At 73.6% G+C, this 23015-nt stretch carries 15 protein-coding genes; 4 read left to right on the plus strand and 11 right to left on the minus strand.

Annotated elements, in window-relative coordinates; translation table 11 throughout:
• Positions 1 to 46: 46 nt before the first annotated feature.
• The 5 genes from ACFYUZ_RS08235 to ACFYUZ_RS08255 all read right to left on the minus strand — a co-directional run bounded on the left by ACFYUZ_RS08235 (position 47) and on the right by ACFYUZ_RS08255 (position 11515).
• Positions 47 to 1714, minus strand: a complete 1668-nt coding sequence (locus tag ACFYUZ_RS08235; protein ID WP_389307094.1) for a succinic semialdehyde dehydrogenase — start codon at positions 1712 to 1714, stop codon at positions 47 to 49.
• Between the two features lie 152 nt (positions 1715 to 1866).
• Positions 1867 to 3639, minus strand: a complete 1773-nt coding sequence (locus ACFYUZ_RS08240) for a serine/threonine-protein kinase (protein WP_389307095.1) — start codon at positions 3637 to 3639, stop codon at positions 1867 to 1869.
• Between the two features lie 112 nt (positions 3640 to 3751).
• The gene (locus ACFYUZ_RS08245; protein ID WP_389307096.1) at positions 3752 to 6847 is read right to left on the minus strand and encodes a protein kinase; all 3096 of its coding nucleotides are present in this window, start codon (positions 6845 to 6847) and stop codon (positions 3752 to 3754) included.
• A 148-nt stretch (positions 6848 to 6995) separates the two neighbouring features.
• Entirely contained in the window at positions 6996 to 9152 is a 2157-nt protein-coding gene (locus ACFYUZ_RS08250; protein ID WP_389307097.1) for a serine/threonine-protein kinase, read from the minus strand.
• A gap of 626 nt (positions 9153 to 9778) precedes the next feature.
• On the minus strand, positions 9779 to 11515 hold the full coding sequence (locus ACFYUZ_RS08255; protein WP_389307098.1) for a glycerol-3-phosphate dehydrogenase/oxidase: 1737 nt from the start codon (positions 11513 to 11515) through the stop codon (positions 9779 to 9781).
• Positions 11516 to 11828: 313 nt separating this feature from the next.
• On the opposite strand from ACFYUZ_RS08255, the gene ACFYUZ_RS08260 reads away from it, so the two are divergent.
• Positions 11829 to 13070, plus strand: a complete 1242-nt coding sequence (locus ACFYUZ_RS08260; RefSeq protein WP_389307099.1) for a nucleotide sugar dehydrogenase — start codon at positions 11829 to 11831, stop codon at positions 13068 to 13070.
• Positions 13071 to 13129: 59 nt separating this feature from the next.
• Here the strand turns inward: ACFYUZ_RS08260 and ACFYUZ_RS08265 are convergent, their stop codons facing one another.
• The 4 genes from ACFYUZ_RS08265 to ACFYUZ_RS08280 form a co-directional block, all read right to left on the minus strand.
• A complete protein-coding gene (locus ACFYUZ_RS08265; RefSeq protein ID WP_093874493.1) occupies positions 13130 to 14254 on the minus strand; it encodes a GuaB3 family IMP dehydrogenase-related protein in 1125 nt (374 codons plus the stop codon).
• A 106-nt stretch (positions 14255 to 14360) separates the two neighbouring features.
• Positions 14361 to 15863, minus strand: a complete 1503-nt coding sequence (gene guaB / locus ACFYUZ_RS08270; RefSeq protein WP_389307100.1) for an IMP dehydrogenase — start codon at positions 15861 to 15863, stop codon at positions 14361 to 14363.
• Positions 15864 to 16061: 198 nt separating this feature from the next.
• Positions 16062 to 16664, minus strand: coding sequence for a sigma-70 family RNA polymerase sigma factor (locus ACFYUZ_RS08275; RefSeq protein ID WP_030211429.1), 603 nt, complete (start codon positions 16662 to 16664; stop codon positions 16062 to 16064).
• 243 nt (positions 16665 to 16907) lie between these two features.
• Positions 16908 to 17519, minus strand: a complete 612-nt coding sequence (locus ACFYUZ_RS08280; protein WP_003948568.1) for a response regulator transcription factor — start codon at positions 17517 to 17519, stop codon at positions 16908 to 16910.
• A gap of 431 nt (positions 17520 to 17950) precedes the next feature.
• Here ACFYUZ_RS08280 and ACFYUZ_RS08285 point away from each other — a divergent pair, with 431 nt between their 5' ends.
• The gene (locus ACFYUZ_RS08285) at positions 17951 to 18325 is read left to right on the plus strand and encodes a WhiB family transcriptional regulator (RefSeq protein WP_389307101.1); all 375 of its coding nucleotides are present in this window, start codon (positions 17951 to 17953) and stop codon (positions 18323 to 18325) included.
• A gap of 155 nt (positions 18326 to 18480) precedes the next feature.
• Here the strand turns inward: ACFYUZ_RS08285 and ACFYUZ_RS08290 are convergent, their stop codons facing one another.
• On the minus strand, positions 18481 to 19374 hold the full coding sequence (locus tag ACFYUZ_RS08290; protein WP_389307102.1) for a LysR family transcriptional regulator: 894 nt from the start codon (positions 19372 to 19374) through the stop codon (positions 18481 to 18483).
• Between the two features lie 80 nt (positions 19375 to 19454).
• On the opposite strand from ACFYUZ_RS08290, the gene ACFYUZ_RS08295 reads away from it, so the two are divergent.
• Complete coding sequence (locus ACFYUZ_RS08295; RefSeq protein ID WP_389307103.1) at positions 19455 to 20129, plus strand: MOSC domain-containing protein; 675 nt, start codon at positions 19455 to 19457, stop codon at positions 20127 to 20129.
• A gap of 62 nt (positions 20130 to 20191) precedes the next feature.
• The gene (locus ACFYUZ_RS08300; protein WP_225804349.1) at positions 20192 to 20965 is read left to right on the plus strand and encodes an SDR family oxidoreductase; all 774 of its coding nucleotides are present in this window, start codon (positions 20192 to 20194) and stop codon (positions 20963 to 20965) included.
• A gap of 93 nt (positions 20966 to 21058) precedes the next feature.
• Here ACFYUZ_RS08300 and ACFYUZ_RS08305 read toward each other — a convergent pair whose 3' ends face one another.
• Positions 21059 to 22882, minus strand: coding sequence for a DUF2264 domain-containing protein (locus tag ACFYUZ_RS08305; protein WP_389307104.1), 1824 nt, complete (start codon positions 22880 to 22882; stop codon positions 21059 to 21061).
• Between the last annotated feature and the right edge of the window lie 133 nt (positions 22883 to 23015).

A 23015-nucleotide genomic window follows, 5' to 3' on the forward strand; every position in this document is an offset into this window, starting at 1 on the left:
CCTCGTACGAAAAGGTGTGGAAAGGACAGGGCGCCGAGGAAGGACGTCAGCGCAGGCGCAGGACCTTCATCGCCTTCAGGGACGCGCTCATGAACGCGGCGTACTTCTCGTCGTCCATCCCGAAGGAGGGGGCGAGCGGGATCAGCCGCTGCTGGGCGACGGTCTGCGCCTCGGTGTACTTGAGGATGCCCTCGGAGCCGTGACGGCGGCCGAGCCCGGAGTCCTTCATGCCGCCCATCGGGGACTGCACGCTGCCGTAGGCCGGGGCGTACCCCTCGTTGATGTTGACGGTGCCGGTGCGCAGCCGGGCCGCGACGGCGTGGCCGCGGCGCGAGTCCTTCGTCCAGACGGAGGAGTTGAGGCCGTACGGGGTGGCGTTGGCGAGCTCGACGACCTCGTCCTCGTCCGTGAAGCGGTAGACGGAGACGACCGGGCCGAAGGTCTCCTCGCCGCAGACGGCCATCGGGGCCTCGACGCCGTCGAGGATGGTCGGCTCGTAGAAGAGGGGGCCGATGTCGGGGCGGGCGACGCCGCCGGCGACGAGCGTGGCGCCCTTGGCGACGGCCTCCTCCACGTGCTTGGTGACGGTCTCCAGCTGCCGCTCGCCGACGAGGGAGCCCATGTCCGCCCCGTACGCGAGGGAGCTGCCGAGCCGCATGGCCTTGGTGCGGGCGGCGAAGCGGTCGAGGAAGGCGTCGGCGACCGACTCGTGCACGTACAGCCGCTCGATGGAGATGCAGAGCTGTCCGGCGGAGGAGAAGCAGGCGCGGACGGCTCCGGCGGCGGCCTTCTCGATGTCGGCGTCCTCGAGGACGAGCATCGCGTTCTTGCCGCCGAGTTCGAGCGAGACGCCGACGAGGCGGGCGGCCGCGCCCCGGGCGACCTCCCGGCCGGTGCGGGTGGAGCCGGTGAAGGAGACGTAGTCGGCGTGGGCGACGACCTCGGGGCCGACGACCGGGCCCTCGCCGAGGACGACCTGGAAGACCTCGGCGGGCAGTCCGGCCTCGATGAGCAGGTCGCGGGCCCAGAGCGCGGTGAGCGCGGTCTCCGTGTCGGGCTTCATGACGACGGCGTTGCCCGAGACGAAGGCGGGGAGCGCGTCGCCGACGGAGAGCTCCAGGGGGTAGTTCCAGGGGGCGATCTGGCCGACGACCCCGCGCGGCTGGCGCAGCTCGGTGACCTTGGTGAGGGTCGGCACGACGCCGGTGTGGCGCTTGGCGCGCAGGTACGAGGCGGCCTTGCGGCCGTAGTGGCGGGCGGCGACGGCGACGGCCTGCACCTCCTCGTGGGCGTGCAGGCGGGCCTTGCCCGTCTCCAGCTGGATGAGGTCGAGGACCTCGGCCTGCCGCTGGAGGACGAGGTCGTGGAAGCGCAGGAGGACGGCGGCGCGGGTCCGGACCGGGGTGGCGGCCCAGACGGTCTGGGCGGCACGCGCGCGCGTGAAGGCCTCGGCGACGTCCTCGGGGGTGGACTCGGGCAGGTCCGCCAGCTTCTCCCCGGTGAAGGGGGTGTGGTTGGCGGTCCGGCCGGAGCCGACGACTCCGCGGGTGAGCCGGGCGACCAGCTCGGGCGTCACGACGTCGGCGGCGGTCCGCGCGCCGGCGGGCGCGGGCGCGACCGGGTTGGTCGCGCCGGCGGGCGCGGCCGGGCGGGCCGCCTCGGCGGCGGTGTCGGCGGGAACCGTGAGGGCGGCGGGGGCCTGCGAGTCCGTCATGGGGCCGAGCGTAGGCCGCGTCCCGGCCTTTGGGTACCCGTCGGTAACGCGTTTTCACCGTCCGCACACATCGCGCCAGCGATCACTGGCACATAAGCCCTGATCAGGGGCTTATGACCCGCGGAGGCCACCCGCGGAGATTTTTCCGCCCCTCAGTCCCCCGGTGCGCGCCAGTGCTGGACGACGATGTCGAACTGCTCCCGGGTGGTCTCCCAGCTCGACTCGGGCGAGGACATGTAGATGGCGTACTCGGTGCCGTCGTCCTCGTAGTACATCTGGTCGATCGCGTGCCGCGGTCCGGGGAAGTTCTTCTTCTCGGTCCAGGTGAACTCCCAGAGGCAGGAGCGGACCTGGTCGCGGTAGGTGACCTGGTCGAGCTTGACCCGCTTGTAGTCCATGCGCTTCTGGAGGAGGACCTCCAGGTCGAGGGCGTGCATGTACGGATTCTCGAAGTCGGGGCTGCGGTCGATGCTGATGCGGATGCGGTGGCGGCCGTTGTCCGGGGTGTAGTCGATCTGGTCGCCCTCCGTCTGCCGCTTCCAGCCGTCCGGTACGAGGAGGCTGAAGCCCTCCGGGTCCTTGACGCGGTGCCAGCCGGCCGGGACGCCGCCCTCCGAGCCCTTGGCGGCGGGGGACGTCGCCGTCGCCCGCCCGCCGTCGCCGCCGCCGCGGTCGCCGCCCGCGTGGTTCATGGCGGCGAAGACGGCACCGCCCGCGACGACACCGGCGAGCAGCGCCGCGAGCACGGCGGTGCGCCAGCGGCCACGGCCGGAGGCGGGCGGGGAGGCGGGGACGAGCGTGGGGTGCTGCGGGGGTACGTGTGACAGCTGGGCCTGGGGCTGGTGCTGGGCCTGGAGCTGGTGCGACAGAAGGGCCTGGTCGGACTGGTGAGGCGGATGGGGCCACTGCGCGGTGGCCTTCCGCGGCTCGCCGGGCGTCAGGCTCTCCGTACCGGTGCCCGTACCCGTACCGCCGCCCACGGCGTCCGCGCTACGCGCGTCGCCGCCCGGGCCGTGCGCGCCCACCGCCGAGTCCAGGTCCTCCATGGCCACGCGCTGGGTCGGCACGTACGCCTGCGCCGCCGTCGGCGCGCGCCCCTCCATCGCGTCGAGCAGCATCCGCTCGGCCTCGTCCGCGCGCGGCCGCTGCGCCGGGTCCTTGCGCAGCAGGGCCACGATGACGGAGGCCAGCGGCCCCGCCTTCTCCGGATGCGGCGGCTCCTCGGTCACCACGGCCTGCATGGTGCTGATCGGGGAGGTGCGGCGGAACGGCGAGGTGCCCTCCACCGCCGTGTACAGCGTGGCGCCGAGGGACCAGAGGTCGGAGGCGGGACCCGGGTCGCCGCCCTGCACGCGCTCGGGCGCCAGGTAGTCGATGGAGCCGACGATCTCGCCGGTCCGCGTGATCGTGGAGTCCCCCTCGATCGCCGCGATCCCGAAGTCGGTGATGAGGACGCGCCCGTCGCGCGCGAGCAGCACGTTGCCCGGCTTGACGTCCCGGTGCAGCACCCCGGCCGCGTGCGCCGCGCGCAGGGCGCCGACGACGTGCAGCCCGATCCTGGCCGCCTCGCGGGGCTCGATCGTGCCGGCCTCCTTGGCGGCGTCGGCGAGCGAGGGCCCGTCGACGTACTGCATCACGATCCACGGCCGGTTGTCGTGCTCCAGGACGTCGTGGACGGTCACCACGCCCGGGTGCGTGATCCGCGCGGCGGCCCGCGCCTCCTTCTGCGTCCGGGCGTGCAGCACGAGCCGGTCGGCCTCGGCCACGAAACGACCCGCCGTCAGCTCCTTCACCGCCACCACGCGGTGCAGCACCTCGTCGTGCGCGCGCCAGACCTTGCCCATGCCGCCGCGCCCGATGGACTCGCCCAGCCGGTAGCGACCGGCGAGCAGCAGCCCCGCCCCTGTGCTCTGAGAATGTTCCACTTGCCCCCGCCCGTTCCTTCTGAAGCCAGGTTACGGAGGGGGGTGCGGGCGACGGAACCTCGGGGCGGTCATAGGAACAGCACTGTGACCGGGGGCCGGTAGGACATACGTATCACCGTCCCGGACGGAACGCCTTCGTGGCCTGCTCGTAGACCTCGGACACCTTGTCGCGCTCGCTCTCCGGTCCGATGACCTGGACGACGTGGTACCGACCGCCGTCGATCAGGGCGAGGTTGCGCACGAACACCTCGCGGCCCGTGCCGTCCAGCCAGGTGTAGTCGCCCTCCGCCGTCGGAGTCCGGCCGATGTCCACCCGGCGCGCCCTCACCACCTGCGACCAGCTGGACGACCGATAGGGCGCCAGCTCGCGCTCCTTGGCGTTCTGGTACTCCAGCGGGTCCGCGCCGTTGTCCCGGACGCTGTCCCGGCCGGGAACGACGATCAGCGTGAAGTCGCCGCCGGTGTAGCGCACTTGTCCGGCGTCGTTGATCGGGCTGCGCCGCCACCCCTTCGGGACCCCGATCCGGAAGCCCTCCGGGTCCTGGCGCAGGTCGTACCCGGCGGCGAGCGCGGGAGCCGAAGGGGCCGCCGGGGGCGGGGTGGTGGCCGGTCTCGTGGCCGGTCCCGCGGTCGGCTTCGCGCTCGGTCCGGCGGGCGGCTCCGTGGTCGCGGAGGGGCCGGGCGCCGAGCCCGTCGCGGTCGTGGGCGCCGTCGGCGTGGCGGGCCGTTCCTCCTTCCCCGGCATGAACAGGACGGCGTACGCGACGGCTCCCACCAGCAGCAGGAAGACGAGGATCAGGAGCGTACGCCCCAGGGAGCGCGGGGAGTCCTGGGTCCGGGAGGACGACGGGCGCGCCGAGGACCGGGGCGCGCGGGGGGCGCGCTGCGGGATCTCCCCGTCGAACTCGTCGCGGAACTCTTCGGGGAACCCCCCGCGGGCCCCTTCGCGGAACTCCTCGCGGTGATCGGGCCGCACGCGCGCGGAGCCGTGCTCCCGGCCGTACTCGTAGCCGTGCTCCTGGTCGTACCCGTCGTCCCGTACGGGTCCCCGCGGGGCCTCGACCCGGTTCGCGGGGCGCGGGTCCTTGCCGCGCTTGTGGCGGTGACGGCCCGCCCCCGCTCCCCCGCGCCACCGGCGCACCAGCTCGCCGCGCCGGCGCACGATCGGCAGCCGCGCCTCGTCGAAGGACGGCAGCGGTACGGCTCCGAGCCCGGCGTCCGGCTCCGGCGCCGAGCGGACGAGGGAGCGCAGCCAGCCGCGCAGCTCCTCGAAGTCGGGCCGCTCGGTGGGGTCCTGACGCAGCAGGGACTCGACGACCGGGCGCAGGGGCCCGCACTCCTCGGCGAAGGCCGGCGGCTCGGCGCAGACCAGCTGGACCAGCTCGCTCGCGCTGTCCTCGGGGTACGGGGCGTGGCCCTGGACGGCCCGGTAGAGGAGCGCGCCGAGCGCCCACAGGTCGGTGGCGGGGCCGATCGGCGGGGCGAGGCGCCAGTTCTCGTGCACGGGCCCGGCCTGCTCGGGCGCCCAGCGCTCGGTCACGGCGCCGACGACCGCGATCCGGGTCTGGCGGGCCCGCTCGGCGGCGAGGCGGGTGGCCGGGCCCCGGTGCGCCTGGGCCGGGATCGCGAGCGGCGCCTCGCCCCGGGCGCCGACGGGGACCGGGAGCGTGGGGTCCGGGGTCGCCGCGGTGTACCCGGCGGGCAGGGCCGGACGGCCCGAACCGGGCAGCAGGGGGCCGCCGCCGGCCGGGATCGGCCCGGAGCCGTCGCGCGCCGCGTGCGGGCCGTCGCTCCAGCTGCCGGCCAGCATCACGCGCGGCGGGCCGGCCTGGGGGCCGCCGCCGTACGGCTCGTCGCCGTCGTCCTCGTCGTCCTCGTCCTCGGCCACCCGCGCCCACCACTGCGGTTCGGGCGCGCCGGACGCCTGCGCCGTCGGCGGCGGGGGCGGGCCGGGCGACTCCGGCGGCGCGGGGCGCTGGACGGGGAGCGCGCCGGTCTCGCCGAGGCGGGCGGCGGCTCGCGCGCCGGCGCGGTACGCGGCGATGGCCCCGGCCCGCGCGGCCCGCACGTCGGCGGTGGGCGGCGCGGCCAGGGGCCGTGTCTCGGCGACTGCGGGCGTGGCCCGCCCGTAGGGGTCGACGCCGTAGGAGTCGGGGGCGGCGGGCCCGTCGGGGCCGTGACCGGTGCCGGTGTCGTCCGGGTACGGCTCGCCGTCGAACCCGTCGGCCTCCCCGTCCTCGTCGCCCTCCTCGTACGCCTCGACCTCGCCCTCCTCGTACGCCTCCGCCTCGTACGCCTCGGAGCCGTACCCGTCGGACGCGTACCCGTCCGATCCGTACCCTTCGGCGCCGTAGCCCTCGGAGCCGTACCCCTCGGAGTCGTACTCCTCCGTCTCGTACCCCTGGGAGCCGTGCTCCTCAAGCCCGTACCCCTCGGAGCCGTACGCCTCCGCCCCGTACTCCTCGGTCCCGTACTCCTCCTCCCCGTACTCCTCAGGGGCGTAGGGATCGGCGGTGTACGGATCAGCCGCGTGAGCGCCCTGGCCCGGTGCCGTCGGCCCGTGTGCCTCGCGCTCGGGCGCCGGGGGCGGCGGTGCGAACTCGTCCGGCGGTTCCGGGACCGTCGCGTAGCCGCAGAGGGCCTCCTCCGCGGCGCCCACCGCGAGGCCGCTGAGGACCACGCGGCCGTCGTCGCAGACGAGCACGGTCCGGGCCGTGATGTTCCGGTGCACCCAGCCGTGGGCGTGGAGGGCGCGCAGGGCGGTGAGGACGTCGGCGCCTATCTCGGCCGCGCGGTACGGGTTGAGGGGCCGCTCGGCGAGCAGCGCGGCCAGCGGTCTGGCCGCCACGCGCTCGCTCACTATCCACAGCGAGCCGGCCTCCGCGAAGACGTCGAAGACCTGGTCGAGAAGGGGATGGTCGGGGATCTGCGCGGCGGCCTGGGCGGCCTCGACGGCCCGGCGCACGACGGGTTCGGTCGGCCGGCGGGTGGCCGCGCCCGCACCGCCGTGGGGATCGGCGGGACCGCCCTGCCCGTCGAGCACCTCGGCGTCGACGAACTCCGGCAGCGGCACCTGGCGGACCAGGACCTCCTGCCCGCTGTACGTGTCGAAGGCGCGCGTCTCCACCGGCTCGTACGCGTCGGCGTCCGCCGGTGGCAGCGGCAGGCGGTAGCGGTCGGCGAGCACCCTTCCCGCGTAGTCGTCCACGACGCCTCCCCACGCGCGCACGATGTCCCCCGTGGACCCGCGGATCCCCGGGGATCGCACGAGTCCGTCAGTTCCGGTCCGGCACCGCGCAGTTGTCGGCTCTGTTCGGCTGTGTTCGGTCCTCGAACCTCACGATACGTGGCACCGGTCAGTCCTTGGGGCTGAACGTGGCGAACGCCGTCTCCCGCAGCGTCTTGCACTCCGCGCCGTTCCACTCGTCCGCCGCGCAGCTGACCATGATGGAGTAGCCGTGCGTGGCGTCCACCTTGAAGCCGCGGTTGAGCACGTGGACACGGATGCCCTTCTGCGTGCGCTCGAACTCCCAGTCGGCGACGGTCGGGTAGCCCTTGTACGAGACGGGCCTGATGCCGATGTGCCGGTAGTCCTGGCTGGTGGCGGCCACGCCGTACCTGGCCAGCTCCCAGGCGCTCGCCGCGTCGTCCTTCGGGCTGCCGTTGTAGTCGACCTGGACGCGCGGGAAGCCGCCGCTCTCGCTGAAGATCGCGCCGAGCGAGTATCCCGGGATCGAGCGCTGCCTGAAGGACGCCGGCATCGCCATCGAGAAGTGCAGCGGGCCGTTGGTGACGAGGGCGTAGCCGGCGGGCAGCCGTGTGCCCGCGTCGCCGCCGGGCTTGCCGGAGGGCGTGGTGCCGTTCCGCCCGTCCGCGGCCCCCGTCGTGCCGTCGGCGCCCGTCGACCCCGTGCTGCCGTTGTCGCCGGGCTGCACGCCGCCCTGCTGGCCGGGGCCGCCCGAGGACTGGCCCTGGGCCCCGCCGGAACCGCCGGAGCCGTCGGCGCCCCCGGAGCCGTCGCCGCCGGCCGTGGCGCCGGCCGAGGCCGTGGTGCCCCCGTCGCCCTTGCCCTGGTCGCCCTCGTCGCCCCCGCCGCCGAGGGAGACCGCGAGGATCGTCCCGAGCACGGCGAGGACGGCGACCGCGGCGATGATCACCAGGGTGCGGCGCGGCACGACGTCGGTCAGCGGCGCTCGGGCGGGGGCGGGCTTGCCGCCGCCGCGCAGCGGCTCGGTCGCGAGCCTCGGGGCCTGCGTCGGCTCGGCCTTCGCGGAGGCCGCCGCGTTCCGCACGGACTTCAGCGCGCCCCGCATCCGGTCCGCGGCCGCGTCGGGGCCCTTCTCGGCCGCCGGAGCCGCCGGAGCCCGCTCGGGGCGCGGCGGCAGCGGTACGACGGTGGTGACCTCGGGCGAGGCCGCGGGCGCCGGCTCGGGCGCGTCGAGGACGGCCCGCAGCAGGACCCTGGCGCGGGCGTCGTCGAGCCGCTGCGCCGGGTCCTTGGCGAGCAGGCCGTAGATGACCTGCTCCAGCTCGGGGCCGGCGTTCTTCGGCGGGTCGACCGGCTCGGTCATCACGGCCGTGAGGGTGGCGATGGCGGAGCCCTTGTCGTACGGCGGGCTGCCCTCGACCGCCGCGTAGATGAGGCCGCCCAGCGACCACATGTCGGCGGCCGGGCCGGGCTTGTGGCCGCGGGCGCGCTCCGGGGAGATGTACGAGGGGGCGCCGACGAGCATGCCGGTGGAGGTGATGGAGGGGTCGCCCTCCACCTGGGCGATGCCGAAGTCGGTGAGGACGACCCGGCCGTCCTCGGCGATCAGGACGTTGGACGGCTTCACGTCGCGGTGCAGGATGCCCTCGCGGTGCGCCGAACGCAGCACGTCGAGGATGGCGAGGCCGACCTCGGCGGCGCGCCGGGGCGTGAGCGTGCCGTCCTCGCGGATGGCGTCCGCGAGCGACTTGCCCTCGATGAGCTCCATGACGATCCACGGGCGGTCGTCCTCGTCGACGACGTCGTACACGGTCACGGCGCCGTTGTTGCGGATCCGGGCGATGGCCTTCGCCTCGCGCAGGGTCCGGGTGATGAGGCGTCGCTTCTCGTCCTCGTCGATGCTCGTGGGGAAGCGGAGTTCCTTGACGGCGACGGTGCGGCCGAGGGTCTCGTCGACGGCGCGCCACACGGTGCCCATGCCGCCGCGCCCGAGGACCGCGCCGAGCCGGTAGCGTCCCGCGAGCAGTCGTCCCTCGCCGACCGGCGCCTTGCGGAACCTGTCGCCGCCGCGCGGCGTGGCCGGACCGGTCCGGCGGTCGCTCTCGCCGTCGCCGTCACCGGCCCCGAAACCGGCGCGTCCGGTCGAGGGCTCGGTGCCGCGCAGCCGCCCGGCCACGACGGCGTCACCACCACCGGCCCCGGAACCCGTCGCGCCCGAACCCGTCGCGCCCGAACCCGTCGTACCCGAAGCCGTCGCGCTCGCGCCCGTCGCCCGGGCGGACGGGGCATCCTGAGGCTCCTTCATGTCCGACCCGGCCCCCCGGGCCGCCGGAACCGCCGCCTCCGGTGCGGACTTCACGGACTCCGCGGACTTCGGGGACTCCCCGGACTCCGCAGGCTTCGCGGGCGCAGCGGACTTCGCGAACTCCACAGACTTCCCGGACTTCCCGGACTCCGGAACCGTCGCGTCCGGCGCTGACCCCGCAGCCGCCGGGGACGCCGCGGACCCCCCGGACGCCGTCGGCCCCGCGGGCTCCGCGGGCTTCGCGTCCTCGACGTCCCGCCCCGGCTCCCGCACCCCCTCCGGGCTCTGCGCACCCCGGCTGACCTGCGCGTCCTTCGTGTCTCGCTCCGGCTCACGCGCGGCCGGAACCGCTCCTCGGTCGCCGTCGGTCGCGGCCCCCGCGGCGGCGTCCCGCCTGGGGTCCCTCGCCTTGTCCCGCGACTGCTCCGCCTCCGACATGCGTCCCCTCTGCGATCCCTGATCTTCGCCGCGTCTGCCGCTTCCCGCGCGATGCGGTAACCCGCCCTGGAAGAGAGGCCATTGTCTCTCACCTCGGGGCGGGTGACGCCCCCGGGTCCGTACTCCGGGATACGACGCCTCCGCGCGCCCCCGAGGTTCCCACCGGAGGCGGCCCCCCGGACGTCCTGTCAGATGGGCACGATGTCCGGCGCCCCGAGCCGTGCGGCGTCCGCGGTCAGGTCGTCGGGCTGCCGCTGCGACTCCCGCTCCGCCTCCACCCTCTTCTCGTAGTGCTCGACCTCCTTCTCGATCTGGCGCCCGTCCCAGCCGAGGACCGGAGCCATGAGTTCCGCGCACTCGCGGGCGCTGAGCGTGCCCCGGTCGAAGGTCTCGATGGAGATCCTGGTCCGCCGGGTGAGGACGTCGTCGAGGTGGCGCGCGCCCTCGTGCGAGGCGGCGTAGACGATCTCGGCGCGCAGGTAGTCCTCGGCCGCCGCGAGCGGTTCGCCGAGGCTCGGGTCGGCCTCGACGAGGTCGAGGATCTCCTCCGTCAGGGAGCCGTAGCGGTTGAGGAGATGCTCGACCCTGACGACGTGCAGCCCGGTCCTCGCGGCGATTCTCGCCCGCGCGTTCCACAGGGCGCGGTAGCCCTCGGCGCCGAGGAGCGGGGTGTCCTCGGTGACGCAGGGGGCGACACTTCCCCAAGCACTTCGTGCAGGGGACACCCCAGGGCCGAGGCCGTGCACCGCCTCGTCGACGGCGTCCTTCGCCATCACGCGGTACGTCGTGTACTTGCCGCCGGCGACGACCACGAGGCCGGGGACCGGGTGGGCGACGGTGTGCTCGCGGGAGAGCTTGCTGGTGGCGTCGGACTCGCCGGCGAGCAGGGGGCGCAGCCCGGCGTAGACGCCCTGGACGTCGTCCCGGGTGAGCGGGGTGGCGAGCACGGTGTTCACGTGCTCCAGGAGGTAGTCGATGTCGGCACTGGAGGCGGCGGGGTGCGCCTTGTCGAGGTCCCAGTCGGTGTCGGTGGTGCCGACGATCCAGTGGCGTCCCCAGGGGATGACGAAGAGCACGGACTTCTCGGTGCGCAGGATCAGTCCGGTGGTCGAGTGGATGCGGTCCTTGGGGACGACGAGGTGGATGCCCTTGGAGGCGCGGACGTGGAACTGGCCGCGCTCCCCGATGAGGGCCTGGGTGTCGTCCGTCCACACGCCGGTGGCGTTGACGATCTGCTTGGCCCGGACCTCGTACGCGATCCCGGCCTCCACGTCCTGGACGCGCGCGCCGACGACCCGCTCGCCCTCGCGGAGGAAGCCGGTGACGCGGGCCCGGCTGGCGACCCTGGCGCCGTAGGAGGCGGCGGTGCGCACGAGGGTGGTGACGAAGCGGGCGTCGTCCATCTGGGCGTCGTAGTACTGCAGGGCGCCGACCAGGGCGTCCTTCCTCAGGCAGGGCGCGACGCGCAGGGCGCCGCGGCGGGAGAGGTGCCGGTGGACGGGGAGTCCGCGGCCGTGGCCGGAGGAGAGCGACATCGCGTCGTACAGCGCGACTCCCGAGCCGGCGTAGAACCGCTCCCAGCCCTTGTGCTGGAGGGGGTAGAGGAAGGGGACCGGCTTCACCAGGTGGGGTGCGAGCCGCTCCAGGAGCAGTCCGCGCTCCTTGAGCGCCTCCCGCACCAGGGCGAAGTCCAGCATCTCCAGATAGCGCAGGCCGCCGTGGATGAGCTTGCTGGACCTGCTGGAGGTGCCGGAGGCCCAGTCGCGGGCCTCCACGAGACCGGTGGAGAGTCCTCTGGTGACGGCGTCGAGGGCGGTCCCGGCGCCGACCACTCCGGCACCGACGACCAGCACGTCCAGCTCTCGCTCGGCCATGGCCGCGAGCGCCTCGGCGCGCTCGGCGGGTCCCAGTGTCGCTGTCCTCACGCTGCTGCCTCCCGTCGTCCCCCGTCTGTCCCGCACGGACTCCGTACGCCGCCGCACCTCTTCGCGGGCGGGACGCGCACAAGCCGCGAACCGGGCCCGTGTGGTCCGGCTCACAGCTCGATTCTGGCCCGCTCCCGCGACTTCAGCCACCGCCTCGCCGCCGACCTGTGGATAACACTCGGCGATCTTCGGCCCACAATGCCGCGTATCGGTCATATTTACGCCTAGTCTGACATTGCGCTCGACCCGTTCTGTCCACCGGGCTTGCGCGTCGCGTTCCCTCCGGCTATCGGGAAGGACGGCCCACCCCCTCATGCCCGCTGATCTCGCCGTCATCGGCCTCGGCCCCCACGGACTCCCCCTGGCCCAGGCCGCCACCGCCGCAGGCATCGACACCATCGGCTACGACACCGACCCCCACCCCGTCGCCGAACTCGCCGCCGGCCGCTCCCCGGTCGACGGTTCCCTCACCGCCCCCGAGATCCGCCGGATGCTCTCGGGAAGCTTCCGGCCGACCACCGACCCCGCCGAGCTCGGCCGGGTCCGCACCGCCGTCCTCTGCGCCCCCACCGCACTCGGTCCCGACCGGACGCTCGACCTCACAGCCGTCACCGACGCCGCCCGCACGCTCGCCGCCCGGCTGCGCCCGCACACCACCGTCCTCCTGGAGTCCCCGGTCCCCCCGGGCACCACCGAGGGCCTCCTCCGCGAGACCCTGGAGGCGGGATCCGGCCTGCGCGCCGGGCGCGACTTCCACCTCGCCTACTCCCCCGGCCGCCTCGACCCCGGCAGCCGCACCCACGGCTACGCCGGCACCCCCAAGGTCATCGGCGGCCTCACCCCGGCCTGCACCGAGTCCGCGGCCGCCTTCTACGGCCGGCTCACCGACAAGGTGGTACGCGCGCGCGGCCCCCGCGAGGCGGAGACGGTCAAGCTCCTGGAGACCAACTTCCGGCACGTCAACATCGCCCTCGTCAACGAGATGGCGGTCCTCTGCCACGAACTCGGCGTCGACCTGTGGGACGTCATCCGCTGCGCCGAGACCAAGCCCTTCGGCTTCCAGGCCTTCCGCCCCGGACCCGGCGTCGGCGGCCACGGCGTCCCCGTCGACACCGTCGGCGCCCACCGCCCGCTCCGCCTCGTCGAGCTCGCCGGCCAGGTCAACGAGCGCATGCCCCGGTACGTCGTCCAGCGCGCCGCCACCCTCCTCAACGAGCACGGCAAGTCGGCCCGCGGCGCCCGGATCCTGCTCCTGGGCATCACGTACAAGCCCGACCTCCCCGACCGGCAGGGCTCCCCCGCCGACGAGATCGCCCGCCGCCTCATGGACCTGGGCGCCGCCGTCAGCTACCACGACCCCCACGTCCCCGACTGGCGCGTCCGCGACCTGCCCGTCCCCCGCGCGGACTCCCTCTACGAGGCCGCCGCCCACGCCGACCTGACGGTCCTCCTCCAGCACCACCGCACGTACGACCTGCAGGGCCTCTCGGTGAAGGCGCAGCTCCTCCTCGACACCCGCGGCGCCACCCCCGCGGGATCCGCCCACCGCCTGTGACGAGCCGAAGGGCCCCGCACCGGACGGTGCGGGGCCCTTCGGAAACGTACGGAACGGGCTCAGCGCTTGTGCTGGGCGTCCGCGACGGTGACCTCGACGCGCTGGAACTCCTTGAGCTCGCTGTAGCCCGTGGTGGCCATCGCGCGGCGCAGGGCGCCGAAGAAGTTCATCGAGCCGTCCGGGGTGTGCGACGGGCCCGCGAGGATCTCCTCGGTGGTGCCGACGATGCCCAGGTCGACCAGCTTGCCGCGCGGCACGTCCTCGTGGACGGCTTCCATGCCCCAGTGGTGGCCCTTGCCGGGCGCGTCCGTGGCACGGGCCAGCGGGGAGCCGATCATCACGGCGTCGGCGCCGCAGGCGATCGCCTTCGGCAGGTCGCCGGACCAGCCCACGCCGCCGTCGGCGATGACGTGCACGTACCGGCCGCCGGACTCGTCCATGTAGTCGCGGCGGGCCGCGGCCACGTCGGCGACCGCGGTCGCCATCGGGACCTGGATGCCGAGGACGTTGCGGGTGGTGTGCGCGGCGCCGCCGCCGAAGCCCACCAGGACGCCGGCCGCGCCGGTGCGCATCAGGTGCAGGGCCGCGGTGTACGTGGCGCAGCCGCCGACGATGACCGGGACGTCCAGCTCGTAGATGAACTGCTTCAGGTTCAGCGGCTCGGCCGCGCCCGAGACGTGCTCGGCGGAGACCGTCGTGCCGCGGATGACGAAGATGTCCACGCCGGCGTCGACGACGGCCTTGGAGAACTGCGCGGTGCGCTGCGGGGAAAGCGCGGCGGCGGTGACGACGCCGGAGTCGCGCACCTCCTTGATGCGCTGCCCGATCAGCTCTTCCTTGATCGGCGCGGCGTAGATCTCCTGCAGGCGGCGGGTCGCGGTCGCCTCGTCCAGCTCGGCGATCTCGTCGAGGAGCGGCTGCGGGTCCTCGTACCGGGTCCAGAGACCCTCCAGGTTCAGCACGCCCAGGCCGCCCATCTCGCCGATGCGGATGGCGGTCTGCGGCGAGACGACCGAGTCCATCGGGGCGGCCAGGAACGGCAGCTCGAAGCGGTAGGCGTCGATCTGCCAGGCGATCGAGACCTCCTTCGGGTCCCGGGTGCGCCGGCTCGGCACGACGGCGATGTCGTCGAACGCGTACGCCCTGCGGCCGCGCTTGCCGCGCCCGATCTCGATCTCAGTCACGATGTGTGGCCTTTCCCTCTACGTCTGCGCCTACCAGTATCCCCGACACAAGCGTGAGGGGCGGCTCCGGCCACATGCCGGAACCGCCCCCACGCGTCGCGCTCTGTTACTTCCTGCTGTAGTTCGGCGCCTCGACCGTCATCTGGATGTCGTGCGGGTGGCTCTCCTTGAGGCCCGCCGAGGTGATCCGGACGAAGCGGCCGTTCTCCTGGAGCTCCGGCACCGTGCGCCCGCCGACGTAGAACATCGACTGGCGCAGGCCGCCCACCAGCTGGTGGACGACGGCCGCGAGCGGGCCGCGGTAGGGCACCTGGCCCTCGATGCCCTCGGGCACGAGCTTCTCGTCGGAGGCGACGCCCTCCTGGAAGTAGCGGTCCTTGGAGAAGGAGCGCTGCTCGCCGCGGGACTGCATGGCGCCGAGCGAGCCCATGCCGCGGTACGACTTGAACTGCTTGCCGTTGATGAAGAGCAGCTCGCCCGGGGACTCCTCGCAGCCCGCGAGCAGCGAGCCGAGCATCACCGTGTCGGCGCCGGCGACGAGGGCCTTCGCGATGTCGCCGGAGTACTGCAGACCGCCGTCGCCGATGACCGGGACGCCGGCCGCCTTGGCGGCGAGGGAGGCCTCGTAGATCGCGGTGACCTGCGGGACGCCGATGCCGGCGACCACGCGGGTGGTGCAGATGGAGCCGGGGCCGACACCGACCTTGATGCCGTCGACACCGGCGTCGATCAGCGCCTGGGCGCCGTCGCGGGTGGCGACGTTTCCGCCGATGACGTCGACCGAGGAGTTCGACTTGATCTTGGCGACCATGTCGCCGACCAGGCGGGAGTGGCCGTGCGCGGTGTCGACGACGATGAAGTCGACGCCCGCCTCGATCAGGGCCTGGGCGCGCTCGTACGCGTCACCGGCGACACCGACGGCGGCGCCGACGATCAGCCGGCCTTCCTTGTCCTTGGCGGCGTTCGGGTACTTCTCGGCCTTGACGAAGTCCTTGACCGTGATGAGGCCCTTGAGGACGCCCGCCTCGTCGACCAGCGGCAGCTTCTCGATCTTGTGGCGGCGCAGCAGCTCCATGGCGTCCACGCCGGAGATGCCGACCTTGCCGGTGACCAGCGGCATCGGGGTCATGACCTCGCGCACCCGGCGGTCGCGGTCCGTCTCGAAGGCCATGTCGCGGTTGGTGACGATGCCGAGGAGCTTGCCGGCCGGGTCGGTCACGGGGACGCCGCTGATGCGGAACTTGGCGCAGATCGCGTCGGCCTCGGCGAGCGTGGCGTCCGGGTGGACCGTGATCGGGTCGGTGACCATGCCGGACTCGGACCGCTTCACCAGGTCGACCTGGTTGGCCTGGTCGGCGATGGAGAGGTTGCGGTGCAGCACACCGACACCGCCCTGTCGCGCCATGGCGATCGCCATGCGGGACTCGGTGACCTTGTCCATCGCGGCGGAGAGCAGCGGGATGTTCACCCGCACGTTCTTCGAGATGTACGAGGCGGTGTCGATCTGGTCGGGCGCCATGTCGGACGCGCCGGGCAGCAGCAGCACGTCGTCGTAGGTCAGCCCGAGTGTCGCGAATTTCTCGGGCACTCCGTCGACGTTGGCAGTCATGACACCTTCCCAAATGGCCTTGATCGGTGCGGGATGTCCATGCTAACGGCCTGGAGCCGTGTCTCATTCCACGAGCAAGATCAGCGGGCAGCTTTGGACGTTCACACGTGTACGAAAGGGACGACGGCGCCCGGCAAGGCTTACTGGTCGGCCAGGGCGCGTGCCGTCGGGCCACTGGCCGGTGCGCGTGCCGTCGGGCTACTGCTCGGCCAGCGCCCGGAGCCGGCTGAGGGCGCGGTGCTGCGCGACCCGGACGGCGCCCGGGGACATGCCGAGCATCTGACCGGTCTCCTCGGCGGTCAGTCCGACCGCGACCCGCAGCACGAGCAGTTCGCGCTGGTTCTCCGGGAGGTTGGCGAGCAGCTTCTTGGCCCACTCGGCGTCGTCGCTGAGCAGGGCGCGCTCCTCGGGGCCGAGGGAGTCGTCGGGCCGCTCGGGCATCTCGTCGGAGGGCACGGCGGTGGACCCCGGGTGCCGCATGGCGGCCCGCTGGAGGTCGGCGACCTTGTGCCCGGCGATGGCGAAGACGAAGGCCTCGAAGGGCCTGCCCGTGTCCTTGTAGCGCGGCAGCGCCATCAGGACGGCGACGCAGACCTCCTGGGCGAGGTCCTCGACGAAGTGCCGGGCGTCGCCCGGCAGCCGGTTGAGGCGGGTGCGGCAGTACCGCAGGGCGAGCGGGTGGACGCGCGCGAGCAGGTCGTGGGTGGCCTGCGCGTCGCCGTCGACCGCGCGGTGCACGAGCGCGCCGATCTCCCCCTGCCCGGCAGGCATGGGGGAACCCACGGTCTCGTCGTCGCGCATCGCTCCATGGTGCCCCGACGCCTCTCGGTTCGCGGCACCGCGTCCGTAGTTGTGCACCGAAGCGTTATGAGCAGGTGCGCCGGCACTCATCTCCCGCGCCCTCCCCTCCCGCTCGATCGACTCGTCCCCGAGGAACTCCACATCTCAAGGATGCGGCATTCCGCGGGGAAGTGACACAAGCCCACCCCGTCCACCCCACGACGGACGCGGGCGAGGACGGGGAGACGGCAGGTGACCTGCGATTCAGCGGACCAGACCCCAGCGGAATCCGAGCGCGACGGCATGCGCCCGGTCGGAGGCGCCGAGCTTCTTGAAGAGGCGCCGGGCGTGCGTCTTGACCGTGTCCTCGGAGAGGAAGAGCTCGCGCCCGATCTCCGCGTTGGACCGGCCGTGGCTCATGCCCTCGAGGACCTGGATCTCGCGCGCGGTGAGGGTGGGCGCGGCGCCCATCTCGGCCGAGCGGAGACGGCGGGGGGCGAGCCGCCAGGTCGGGTCGGCGAGCGCCTGTGTGACCGTGGCCCGCAGCTCGGCGCGCGAGGCGTCCTTGTGCAGGTAGCCGCGGGCGCCCGCGGCGACGGCGAGCGCGACGCCGTCGAGGTCCTCGGCGACCGTGAGCATGATGATGCGGGCGCCGGGGTCCGCCGAGAGCAGCCGGCGGACGGTCTCCACGCCGCCCAGGCCGGGCATGCGCACGTCCATCAGAATCAGGTCCGAGCGGTCCGCGCCCCAGCGGCGGAGGACTTCCTCGCCGTTGGCCGCGGTGGTCACGCGCTCGACGCCGGGCACGGTCGCGACCGCGCGGCGGAGCGCCTCTCGGGCAAGCGGGGAGTCGTCGCAGACGAGGACGGATGTCATGCCTGACCTCCGCGGCTCTCGCAGCTGTTGCGCGTCACCTTGAGCCTCCAGGGCTGTACGTATCGTCACCTGTGCGGTTGACGCTCTCGGACATGTGCCCGATCGCTTGTTCCTCCAACCGCCTCCGCACTCTCAACGACGGTCACTCGAAAGAGTTACGGGTCGGACGGCGTCTTCGGCACTCTACGTGAGGGAGCGTGCGCAGAGGAGAGCGACGCAGCCCGTTCGCCCAAACATCGCAAGCTCTGCCCCATTTGGCGGGTTTTCTTCCCTTTTCGCGGTGTCTGTGACTAGATTCGCAATGAGTCATATTTACATCTACTTCGACAGTAGGTGTAGCAACCCGGACCCGTCGGGACCCGAGGAGCCCGGCCATCAGCCATCCACCCGCCCACCTATCCGTTCGACACGGTTTCAAGGGGACAAGCGCAATGGCAGATTTCTCCCGCCTTCCCGGACCCAACGCCGATCTGTGGGACTGGCAACTCCTCGCGGCCTGCCGCGGGGTCGACAGCTCCCTGTTCTTCCACCCCGAGGGAGAGCGCGGCGCGGCACGGAGTGCGCGTGAGAACTCGGCGAAAGAGGTCTGCATGCGGTGCCCGGTGCGCGCGGAGTGCGCGGCACACGCACTCGCCGTGCGGGAGCCCTACGGCGTATGGGGCGGCCTCACCGAGGACGAACGCGAAGAACTCATGGGACGCGCGCGCAATCGCCTGATCGCGACGGCGCCGACCTCCGCGTCGGCCGCGTCCGGCGCGTCCGCGACTTCCATGACGACCATGACATCGCTCGGGGAACGTATGTGAAGGAACGTTTCTCTGTTGCGTTGAGCACCAGTTGGACGAGGAACGGAACCACGCGCCCGCGTACGCCGTGAATCGCTCGCGCACGCGTGGCGGCGTGACACGGCCGCACGCACGGCGGTGCGAACCCGCCAGGCCGCACGCGCGTGGCGGCGCGGTTACGCGCGCTCGGCGGCGCGGACCAGCTCGTCGAGCGTGGCGGCGACGGCCGGGACCTGCGCGAGGTCCGGCAGCGTCAGGGCCACGATCTCCCGCTCCACGGCCGGCTCCACGGCCACGGTCCGCGCACCCTTGGGGCGTACGGACTCGATGGCCAGCTCCGGCAGGACGGCCACGCCCAGACCGGCGCCGACCAGCCCCACCACGGCCGGGTAGTCGTCGGTGGCGAAGTCGATGCGGGGGGTGAAGCCCGCGTCCTCGCAGACGTCCACGAGCTGGCGGCGGCAGCGCGGGCAGCCCGCGATCCAGGGCTCGTCCGCGAGCTCCGCGATGCCGACCGCTCCGGCCCCGGCGAGCCGGTGCCCCTCGGGCACCAGGCCGACGAGCCGGTCGGCGAGGAGCGGGCGGACCACCAGGTCGTCCCACTCGTCCTGCCCGGCCCCGTACCGGAACGCGAGGGCGATGTCGCAGTCGCCCTCACGGAGCATCTCGATCGAGCGCGGCGGTTCGGCCTCGACGAGGGAGACCCGGGTGCCGGGGTGCGCGGCCCGCAGCGCGGCGAGGGCGGTGGGCACGAGGGTGGAGCTGCCGCTCGGGAAGGAGACCAGGCGGACCCGGCCCGCCCGGAGCCCGGCGATGGCGGCGACCTCCTCCTCGGCAGCGGTGAGCCCGGCGAGGATGCCGGAGGCGTGACGGACGAGGACCTCGCCGGCCTGGGTGAGGCGCATCTCGCGTCCGGTACGGATCAGCAGCGGCGTGCCGGCGGAGGACTCGAGCGCCTTCATCTGCTGGCTGACGGCGGGCTGGGTGCAACCCAGTTCGCGCGCGGCGGCCGAGAAGGAGCCGGTGGCGGCGACGGCGCGCAGGACGCGGAGGTGGCGGGCCTCGATCATGCGTCCAGCATAAGCGACTCTTGGGTGAAGCTGCCCATTTTCACGGGCGCCTTTGAGATCACCGCCCGTACAGTGCCCGCATGACCTTGCTGAGTGTGAATGTGGGCCGCGCCAGGGCCGTGGAGTACACGGACGCCGCCTCGGGGATGACGGGCATCGACAAGCGCCCGGTGGAGGGGCCCGTGCGGATCGAGGCGCCGGGGGCGCCCGGTGTCGGGGCGAGCGGGGTCGCCGGGGACGCGGTCTGCGACCTGCGCTTCCACGGCGGCGACGACCGGGCCGCGTACGCCTTCGCCCGGGAGGACATGGACCTGTGGGAGCGGGAGCTCGGCCGCGAACTGGCGAACGGCTCCTTCGGCGAGAACCTCACCACCCGCGGCCTCGACGTGAACGGGGCCCTGATCGGCGAGCGGTGGCGGATCGGCGAGGAGGTGGTCCTGGAGGTGACCGGCGGCCGCATCCCGTGCCGTACGTTCGCGGGCTTCGTCGAGGAGAAGGGCTGGGTGAAGCGGTTCACGCGGTCGGAGGCCGGCCCCGGCGCGCTGCTGCGGGTGATCGTGCCGGGCGAGGTGCGGGCCGGCGACCCGATCACGGTGCTGCACCGGCCCGACCACGACATCACCGTGGCGCTCCTCCACCGCGCCGCGACCACCGAACGCGCCCTGCTGCCCTCCACGTTGGCCGCCGCCGAGTGGATGGAGTCCGGGCTCCTCGCGCTCGCCCGCCAGTACACGGAGAAGTACGCGACGGCCTAGGCGCGGGAGCGGGGGCCCCACGGGCCCGGACCGGCCCGGAGGACAGGCACTAGGTTGCCCGTATGACGACTGCACTGATTACGGGCGCCACCGCGGGCATCGGGGCCGCTTTCGCACGGAGACTGGCGGCGGACGGCCACGACGTCGTGCTCGTGGCCAGGGACGTGAAGCGGCTCCGGGAGCAGGCGACCGAGCTGCACGACCGGCACGGCGTGGAGGCCGAGGTGCTCGCGGCGGACCTCTCCGAGGAGGACGGGATCGCCGCCGTCGAGGCCAGGCTCTCGGACCGGAAGCAGCCGGTGGACATGCTGGTGAACAACGCCGGCTTCGGCAACAAGGGCCGCTTCCTGGAAGTCTCCATGGCCGACGAGCTGAAGATGCTGACGGTGCACTGCGAGGCGGTGCTGCGGCTGACCTCGGCCGCCGCCGCCTCGATGAAGGACCGCCGCCGGGGCGCCGTGGTGAACGTCGCCTCGGTGGCGGCCTTCGTGCCCCGCGGCACCTACGGAGCCTCGAAGGCCTGGGTCGTGCAGTTCACGCAGGGCGCGGCGCGGGACCTCGCGGGCAGCGGGGTGCGGCTGATGGCGCTCTGCCCCGGCTTCGTGCGGACCGAGTTCCACGAGCGGGCCGGGATGGGCACGGACAACATCCCGGGCTGGATGTGGCTCGACGCGGACAAGCTGGTGGCGGCGGCGCTCACCGACCTGGAGCGGGGGAAGACGCTGTCGATCCCGGACCCCCGCTACAAGGCCCTCATGGGTGTGGTGAAGCTGGCGCCGCGCGGCCTGCTCGGCGGGGTCTCCTCCAAGGCGGGCCGCAAGTACGGGCCGCGGTAGCGCCCGCCGGCGGCCCGGTCGGCCTCGGCGGCGCCCGCTCCATGGCCCTACGGACGTGGCGCGCGTTCGCCGGCGATCAGCAGAACGTGCGACCTATCGAACCGGCGCCCCGCCGCACTCCAGGTCAAGGTTCAGTCGGGCGGTGGTGCCGTTCTGCCAGGTCACGGTCACCAGGTGTCCGTCGGTCCGGACGTTCGCGAGGTCGGAGACGGGGGCGGGGTCGGGCTCGGCGGTGAGGGAGGCGAGGGCGACGAAGAGCGACGCGGGGCCGCTGGTGGCGCCGTGCAGGGCGAGGGTGCGGCTGCCGGGACCCTGAAGGGTCTCCCCGGTGGGGAGTTCCGTGGTCCCGGGCCGGTAGCCGTGGACCGGGTGGAGCTGGGCGTGCGGGCCCTCGGGGGTGACGGCCCAGCCGGTCTGCCGTACGGGGGTCCCCTCCGGGGCGCCGAGGACGAGATGGGCGCGGAGCTCGGCGCGGCCGTGGACGAGGGTCGCGGAGAGGACCCGGACGCCGGGCAGCGGGTGGTGGAGGGAGGCGGCCCGGTCGGGGCCGGTGCCGGCCGGGGCGGCGGGGCCGCGGGTGGTGGCCTTCCCGTCGACGATCAGGGCGAAGTGGTTGTCGGCGGGGGCGGGCCCGGTGGTGGGTCCCGTACGGGTGGAGTAGGCGTGGCGGGCGTAGCCGGGGTCGTCCTCCTCGCCGGGTGCGCTGTGCACGTGGTTGCTGCCGTGGTTGTGGAGGCGTACGAGTCCGTCGGCGGCGGTGGTCTGGACGAGCAGTCCGGCGGGGGCGAAGGCGCGGACGGTGTCGGCGCGTTCGGCGGGCAGGGGTTCCTCGGGGGCGGTCCAGGCGGGGTGGCCGGCGGGCAGGAGGAGGCCGAGGAAGCCCTTGGAGGCCCAGTAGGGGGAGCCGGGTCCCGAGTACTCCTGGACGAGCGGCGGGTACGGGCCGTGCCAGCCGAGGCCGAGCAGCCCGCGCTCGTCGGTGGCGCCGCGGTCGAGGAAGTACCGCAGGGTGCCGGAGGCGAGGCGGCGGGTGGCGCCGGGGGTGAGCGGGGTGTGGCCGGTGAGGGCGCCGAGCCAGGGGGCGGCGGCCGCGGCGAAGCGGTAGATCAGGGACCGCCCGTACGGGACGGGGGCGCCGTTCGCGTCGAAGAGGTGGACGTACGCGTCGAGGTGGGCCCGCAGCCGGGGCCCGTACCGGTCGAGGAGTTCCCGGTCGCCGGCGAGGTGGGCGTGGAGGACGGGGTAGAAGTGCAGGGCCCAGGCGTTGTAGTGGTCGAAGGCGCGGTTGTCGCCGTCGCTGTACCAGCCGTCGCCGAGGTACCAGTCCTCGACGCGGGCGAGGGAGCGGTCGACGGTGGCGGCGGCACGGTCGGTCTCGATTCCGGCGTCCTGGAGGAAGCCGGCGACGGTGAGGCCGAAGAGCCACCAGTTGTTGTCGACGGGGGACGGTCCGAGGGCGGGGAGGAGCCAGTCGACGGCCTGCTGTCGGGTGCGGTCGTCGAGGCGGTCCCAGAGCCAGGGGCGGGTGAGGCGGAGGCCGAGGGCGATCGAGGCGGATTCGACGACCGCCTGGCGGGTGTCGGCCATCGGGGGCCAGGAGTCCCGGTCGTCCCGGCCCGGCTTCTCGGTGCCGGCGGTGAGCCCCGAGGCGTACCGGTCGAGGTGGCCGTGGGGGTCCTCGCCGTGGGCGCCCGCGACGCGGAGGGCGGCGAGGAGGAAGGTGCGGGCCCAGCCCTCCAGGCCGTCGGAACGGGGACCGGACCAGCTGGGGCGGGGTCCGGGGAGGTCGATGAGGCCGTGGCCCGGGGAGGTGAACGGACGTACGTCCAGGAGGAGTCGGTCGGCGGTGGCCTCCCAGTGGGCACGGGTCCAGCCGGTGTGCGGGCTGAGCTCACGGTTCTCGGGCGGCGTGGGCATGATGCTCCCTGGGGCTCCCTGCGGCGACCTCTGCGTCGTCGGGAATCCTGAACAGGCTCCGATCGAACGTCAAGAGATTCGGAGCGAATGATCGAAACTCCCGTCGTTCGATCATTTCTGGGTTAGGGTGGCC

The sequence above is a fragment of the Streptomyces sp. NPDC004266 genome, assembly GCF_042874095.1.
GTDB lineage: Bacteria > Actinomycetota > Actinomycetes > Streptomycetales > Streptomycetaceae > Streptomyces.